Below are 5472 nucleotides of genomic sequence, written 5' to 3' on the forward strand. Positions count from 1 at the left end.
TTAGAAATGGTGTTAGAAATAGTGTTAGAAATAATGTTAGAAATAGTGTTAGAAAATAATGTTAGAAAATTGTATTAGAAATAATGTTAGAAATAGTGTTAGAAAATAATGTTAGAAAATAATGTTAGAAAATTGTATTAGAAAATTGTATTAGAAATAGTGTTAGAAATTGTGTTAGAAATTGTGTTAGAAATGAGTGTTAGAAAGGGGGTTTGTTGGGCGATTTTTGCCGGGCTGACTTACTCCTGTTTATTATCTTTGGCCCCTTGCCTTTTATTAGGGGTTTGATTATTAGAATGTAAATAGTATTAAGAATGCTATCATTAATGCGAATAGTGCTATCGCTTCTGATAATGCAAATCCTAATATACTATATGCGAATAATTGTTGTTTTAATGATGGGTTTCGGCTATATCCTGCTATTAATTGTCCGAATACTATTCCGATTCCAACTCCTGATCCGGCCACTCCTATTGTAGCTAATCCTGCTCCTATTAATTTTGCTGCTTCTTGCATTGTTTTGGTTTTTTTAACTCTTTAGTAGATGGGCTTTTATTCTATCTTAAGCGTTTATTCTTTATTAAATAAAAGGGGTTTCTAGCTAAGATTCGGAAATGATGGGGGTTGAACCCACAGTCTATAACTCGACAAGCTATCGCATTGCCATTATGCTACATCTCCTAATTTTCTTTATACCTTTCTCTCTATTCTATTATATTGATTCTTTTTCCTTTTTCTAACAATACTCATTTTCATTTACACCTTTTACGACCTTCTAGTTATGATCTTTTTCGTAGATCTTACTTATTATGCTTTTACCTTTTTTCGCCTCTGAATTACCTTCTTTTTTTATAATACTTTGTTCTTATTCCTATAGAACTAATTAATGTTATTATTCTTTCTATTATTCGTAATTGGAGTTACTGGTATTGTTGTTAACAGAAAAAATATCATTACTCTTTTAATGTCTATTGAGTTAATGCTACTTGCTATTAATTTAATTTTCATTTTCTATTCTGTCGCTTTTGACGACATTTTTGGACAACTTTTTGCCTTCTTTATCTTAGTTGTTGCTGCTGCTGAATCGGCCGTTGGATTATCTATCCTTGTTGCTTACTTCAGAGTTAAAGGGCAAATTGCTATCCAATATATTAACTTACTAAGAGGTTAACTTATATTATCTTAGGCTTATCTTTAAGCCTTTTAACCTGGACTCTCTATGGCATTTTTGCCACTCTTTATTCCTTAATCTACTTTCCTATGGCGATTTTATCTATCTTTATTCCTTAATCTACTTTCCTATGGCGATTTTATCTATCTTTATTCCTTAGTCTACATGGGTTTTGTGCGACAAATGTGCGATAAATGTGCGTTAAATGGGCCTTAATTATGCCTTAAATATGCGTTAAATATGCGTTAAATATGCGGAATTTGTGCGGAATTTGTGCGATTATTGTACGATTATTGTACGATTATTGTACGATTATTCTTTTTTCCTTTTTTACTCTTTTTTTCCATTTTCGATTAATCGATTAATTCTTTTCGATTTTCGTTACGATTGGCAATTTCATCGATACTTGTCGAAGCATTTCCATGTAATCTACTCCTGGTTCCGTCTTCTTGATTTCTAATATTATTGACTTATATCGGACTCGGGCGATTTTATGATCTATACTTCCTTTTCCTTTCCCCATTCGCACTTCTAGCGGTTTCGCTGTCACTGGATATGTTGCAAATATTCGTTTGATTATCTCCGTTCCCGTTGGGAGTTTTCGCTTTAATGCCATTTCTAACGCCGCTATCTGTTTCGCTGTTATTCGACCTGGCGATGAACTGATTATGCTATATTCTCCGACTCGTCTTTGACCTATTCGTGGGACTTGAGACGTTCTACCTTTATGTCTCTTTAATGTTCTTTTTTTCATTTTTTTTCCTTTTCCGTCTTTTACCTTTTTCCTGTTGTTTCTCTTTTTTTTCCATATTTTGATCTTGAGGTTTTTCGATTTACTACTCCTCCTAAATCGTATTTACCTCGGACTAATTTGTAATTCACTCCTGGTAAATCTGGCACTCTTCCCCCTCGAACTAATACTACGCTATGCTCTTGAATATTGTGCCCTTCTCCCATTATGTACGCGTCGATCTCTCGCTGGTTTGATAATCGCACTTTCGCTATCTTTCGTTGAGCTGAATTTGGTTTTTTCGGCTTTCGTGTAAAGACTCGTAATACTACTCCTTTTTTTTGAGGATTTCTTTCTAATGCTGTTATCTTCGTTCGCCCTTTCTTTCCTGTTCGAGGCTTTCTCATTATTTGATTTATTGTAGGCATTTTTTTATGGGTGATTATCGGGTTTCGAACCCGAGGCCTTTACATTCACAGTGTCTTGCTCTACCTACTGAGCTATAATCACCATTCTTCTTTCCCTTTTTATACCTCTCGCGCCAGACTCATGAGGAACTTCTTTTTTTTACAAGCTCGTAGCTCAGTCGGCAGAGCATATCTCTCATAAAGATCCGCGCGTCAGTTCAATTCTGACCGAGCTTAGTTCTATTCCTCTAGTTGGTTAGGAGACGTTCCTTTCACGAACGCAACGCTGGTTCAAGTCCTGTATAGAACATCTTTCTTTTTTTTGTATGGCGTTAACAAGAGTTGCACTTGTATTATCTGCTTATGAGACAGAGGTTTTAACTACTTAAACTATTACGCCGAGATTATTTTCACTTTTCGTGCCGGAACTGGTAAACGGGTCTGACTTAAAATTAGCTGCCTTTTGGCTTGAGAGTTCAAGTCTCTCCGAAAAGATTTCTTGGTATCCGATCCCTTAGGACCTCGACTTATACCTTGATTACCCTCTTTCTCTTTTCTTTTTGGTACCCGATCCCTTAGGACCTCGACTTTGTACCTTGCCTGGATAGCTTAGCGGGTTAAAGCACTTCCCTGAAAAGGAAGATTCGCAGGTTCAAGCCCTGCTTCGGGCAATTTTTAGAACAAGATGTAGCTTAATTGGCAGAGTGTTTGCTTTGGGAGTAAATGGTATGGGTTCGATTCCCAACTTCTTGATCTTATGTCTCAGTTATCTTACCTGCAACTTTTATGAACACTTAACTCAGTTGGTCAGAGTGCTTCTCTTACAAAGAAGCTGTCAAGAGTTCGATCCTCTTAGTGTTCTGCTAAAGTAGCATAAATGGCCTATGCACCCGATTTGTAATTGGGACCATCTGGGTTCGATTCCCAGCCTTAGCTTATCATTGCTTTTATTGGAAAGATGCTAGAATGGTAATAGGCCAGTTTGCTAAACTGCTTCACGCTTGTGATTATGGGTTCAAGCCCCATTCTTTCCGTGCGACTCTAGGGTTTTAGAGTTTTGAGAGTTTTCGGCTAATATCCCTTTTCTCTCTTTGATTTTTTCACATTTATATGAATTTAAATTTAGATTTTTATATTTTATTCTTTCTTGATTCTTATCTCTTTGTGTTTGATTTGCTTTTCTTCCTAATCTTTTCCTACTTTCCCCTTTCTCCTTTCTTAACTATCAATGAGATGAGACTCTGTTTACTCTTATTAAAATTTCCGCTTTAGCTGCTTTCTTTTCCACTGGCCCTCTTCTTTTTTCTCATCTTTATTTCTTCTTTAAACCTGCGCTTCTTAGATTTGAGTTACCTATCTTTTTCTCTTTATGAATTTGATCCATTTTTATCTTCTTTTTAGCGCTTTTCTCTACTCCTCTTTTACTTTTCAGATTACCTTACTTTCTTCTATCTTTCCAATCTGATACTTTAGTCTTTCTTCCTACTTTTTATACTTTTGCTAATATCTTATTTGAATTCTTAGGGGCTTTCGTCGTTATTTGGGCCGTTCCCATCTGTGTATGATGGGGCTTAAGTAGATATTTTCTTTATTCTTTTGTTCTACTTTTTGCTGCTATATTTGTAGATACTTTTTCTTTTATTATTGTTTTCTTCCCTCTTCTTTTTATCGTTGAAGCTTCTTTTTTCTTCCGATTTTTCTTTTTAAGATTTTGGGGTTCTTAAGCCTGAAAGGAATTGAACCTTTGGCCAATACATTATCAATGTACTGCTCTGCCACTGAGCTACAAGCTTATTATTGGCTTTAATCTTTCCTTTTGGACTCTTTTAGGTTTGTTGCATAATGGTAATGCGTCTGTCTTCAAAATAGTTGATGGGGGTTCGATTCCCTCCAAGCCTGATCTCTTTTACCTTTTTTTTACAGGTTGGTCTAATGGTATGACTCCTTATTTTGAGTGAGGTTATTATAGGTTCGAATCCTATACCTGTAGGATTTTTATCTTTGAATTTTATCTTAGATTAGATTTGGGCTCTTTCTCGCCTTTCTTCGATCGGCTTTCCTTTCGATAGATTTGCCTTTCTTTATGCTCTATCTTTATACGAGATCTTTAACCCTATCTTTATGCTCTATCTTTATACCCTATCTTTATACCCTATCTTTATACCCTATCTTTATGCCCTATCTTTATACGAGATCTTTATGCGAGATCTTTATACGAGATCTTTCGATTTTATCTTTGTTTAGACTTGGGCTCTTTCTCGCTTTCTTTCTTTCGATCTTTTTCTGATATATTCGTGCCCTATCTTCATGCGAGATCTTTAACCCTATCTTCTTCATCTATCTTCATACGAGATCTTTATACGAGATCTTTAGGCGAGATCTTCATGCGAGATCTTTATGCGAGATCTTTATGCGAGATTTCTATCTTTATGCGAGATCTTTATACGAGATCTTTAGACGAGATCTTCATACGAGATCTTTAGGCGAGATCTTCATGCGAAATTTTTACTATTTTTTATTTTGCCTTGCACTCTTTCTCGCTCTCTTTCTTTCGAGATTCTTCATATATATTCTTCATATATATTCATACGAGATCTTTATACGAGATCTTTCATTCTATCTTCGTGCGAGATATTCGTGCGAGATCTTAGTGCGAGATCTTAGTGCGAGATATTCTATCTTCATGCGAGATCTTTATACGAGATCTTTCATTCTATCTTCGTGCGAGATCTTTAGGCGAGATCTTTAGATTTTATCCTTCTTTGCCCTTGGGCTCTTTCTCGCTCTCTTTCTTTCGATCTTCGGGGTTTATCTTAGTGCCAGATCTTCTATCTTCATGCCCTATCTTTAGGCGAGATCTTTAGGCGAATTATTTAGGCGAATTATTTAGGCGAATTATTTAGGCGGGATCTTTAGGCGAATTATTTAGGCGAGATTTTCTTCATCTATCTTCGTGCGAAATATTTATACGAGATCTTCTTCATCTATCTTTATACGAGATCTTTATGCGAGATCTTCTGAGGAGATCTTTATACGAGATCTTTCGATTTGGGCTCTTTCTCACCTTCTTTCTTCGATCTTCTTCATCTATCTTCATACTATATCTTCGTACTATATCTTCCCTATATATCTTCGTAATATATCTTCCCTATCTATCTTCATAC

General features: G+C 35.6%; 4 protein-coding genes and 10 tRNA genes. 7 read left to right on the forward strand and 7 right to left on the reverse strand.

Features of this window, described 5'->3' with window-relative positions; translation table 11 throughout:
* Positions 1-291: 291 nt before the first annotated feature.
* Positions 292-516, reverse strand: a complete 225-nt coding sequence (locus JSS34_08225) for a F0F1 ATP synthase subunit C (protein ID MBS0186298.1) — start codon at positions 514-516, stop codon at positions 292-294.
* 93 nt (positions 517-609) lie between these two features.
* A tRNA-Asp gene (locus JSS34_08230) sits at positions 610-681 on the reverse strand.
* Between the two features lie 205 nt (positions 682-886).
* Here JSS34_08230 and nuoK point away from each other — a divergent pair.
* Positions 887-1171, forward strand: coding sequence for an NADH-quinone oxidoreductase subunit NuoK (gene nuoK, locus JSS34_08235; GenBank protein ID MBS0186299.1), 285 nt, complete (start codon positions 887-889; stop codon positions 1169-1171).
* 361 nt (positions 1172-1532) lie between these two features.
* On the opposite strand, the gene rplP is transcribed toward nuoK, so the two are convergent.
* The 3 genes from rplP to JSS34_08250 form a co-directional block, all read right to left on the reverse strand.
* Complete coding sequence (rplP, locus tag JSS34_08240) at positions 1533-1925, reverse strand: 50S ribosomal protein L16 (protein MBS0186300.1); 393 nt, start codon at positions 1923-1925, stop codon at positions 1533-1535.
* Between the two features lie 20 nt (positions 1926-1945).
* A complete protein-coding gene (rpsL, locus tag JSS34_08245; protein ID MBS0186301.1) occupies positions 1946-2329 on the reverse strand; it encodes a 30S ribosomal protein S12 in 384 nt (127 codons plus the stop codon).
* A 9-nt stretch (positions 2330-2338) separates the two neighbouring features.
* Positions 2339-2411: transfer RNA gene (locus tag JSS34_08250), tRNA-His, on the reverse strand.
* Between the two features lie 61 nt (positions 2412-2472).
* Between JSS34_08250 and JSS34_08255 the strand changes: the two genes are divergently transcribed.
* Positions 2473-2545 (forward strand) — tRNA-Ile (locus JSS34_08255).
* Between the two features lie 90 nt (positions 2546-2635).
* On the opposite strand, the gene JSS34_08260 is transcribed toward JSS34_08255, so the two are convergent.
* Positions 2636-2708 (reverse strand) — tRNA-Met (locus JSS34_08260).
* A 198-nt stretch (positions 2709-2906) separates the two neighbouring features.
* Here JSS34_08260 and JSS34_08265 point away from each other — a divergent pair.
* The 5 genes from JSS34_08265 to JSS34_08285 all read left to right on the forward strand — a co-directional run bounded on the left by JSS34_08265 (position 2907) and on the right by JSS34_08285 (position 3342).
* A tRNA-Phe gene (locus JSS34_08265) sits at positions 2907-2979 on the forward strand.
* A gap of 10 nt (positions 2980-2989) precedes the next feature.
* Positions 2990-3061 (forward strand) — tRNA-Pro (locus JSS34_08270).
* Positions 3062-3096: 35 nt separating this feature from the next.
* Positions 3097-3170 (forward strand) — tRNA-Val (locus JSS34_08275).
* A tRNA-Thr gene (locus JSS34_08280) sits at positions 3171-3244 on the forward strand.
* Positions 3245-3260: 16 nt separating this feature from the next.
* Positions 3261-3342: transfer RNA gene (locus tag JSS34_08285), tRNA-Ser, on the forward strand.
* Positions 3343-4029: 687 nt separating this feature from the next.
* Here the strand turns inward: JSS34_08285 and JSS34_08290 are convergent.
* Positions 4030-4101, reverse strand: a tRNA-Ile gene (locus JSS34_08290).
* Positions 4102-5472: the final 1371 nt, after the last annotated feature.

It is taken from the genome of Pseudomonadota bacterium (assembly GCA_018242545.1).
Classification (GTDB): domain Bacteria; phylum Pseudomonadota; class Alphaproteobacteria; order 16-39-46; family 16-39-46; genus 16-39-46.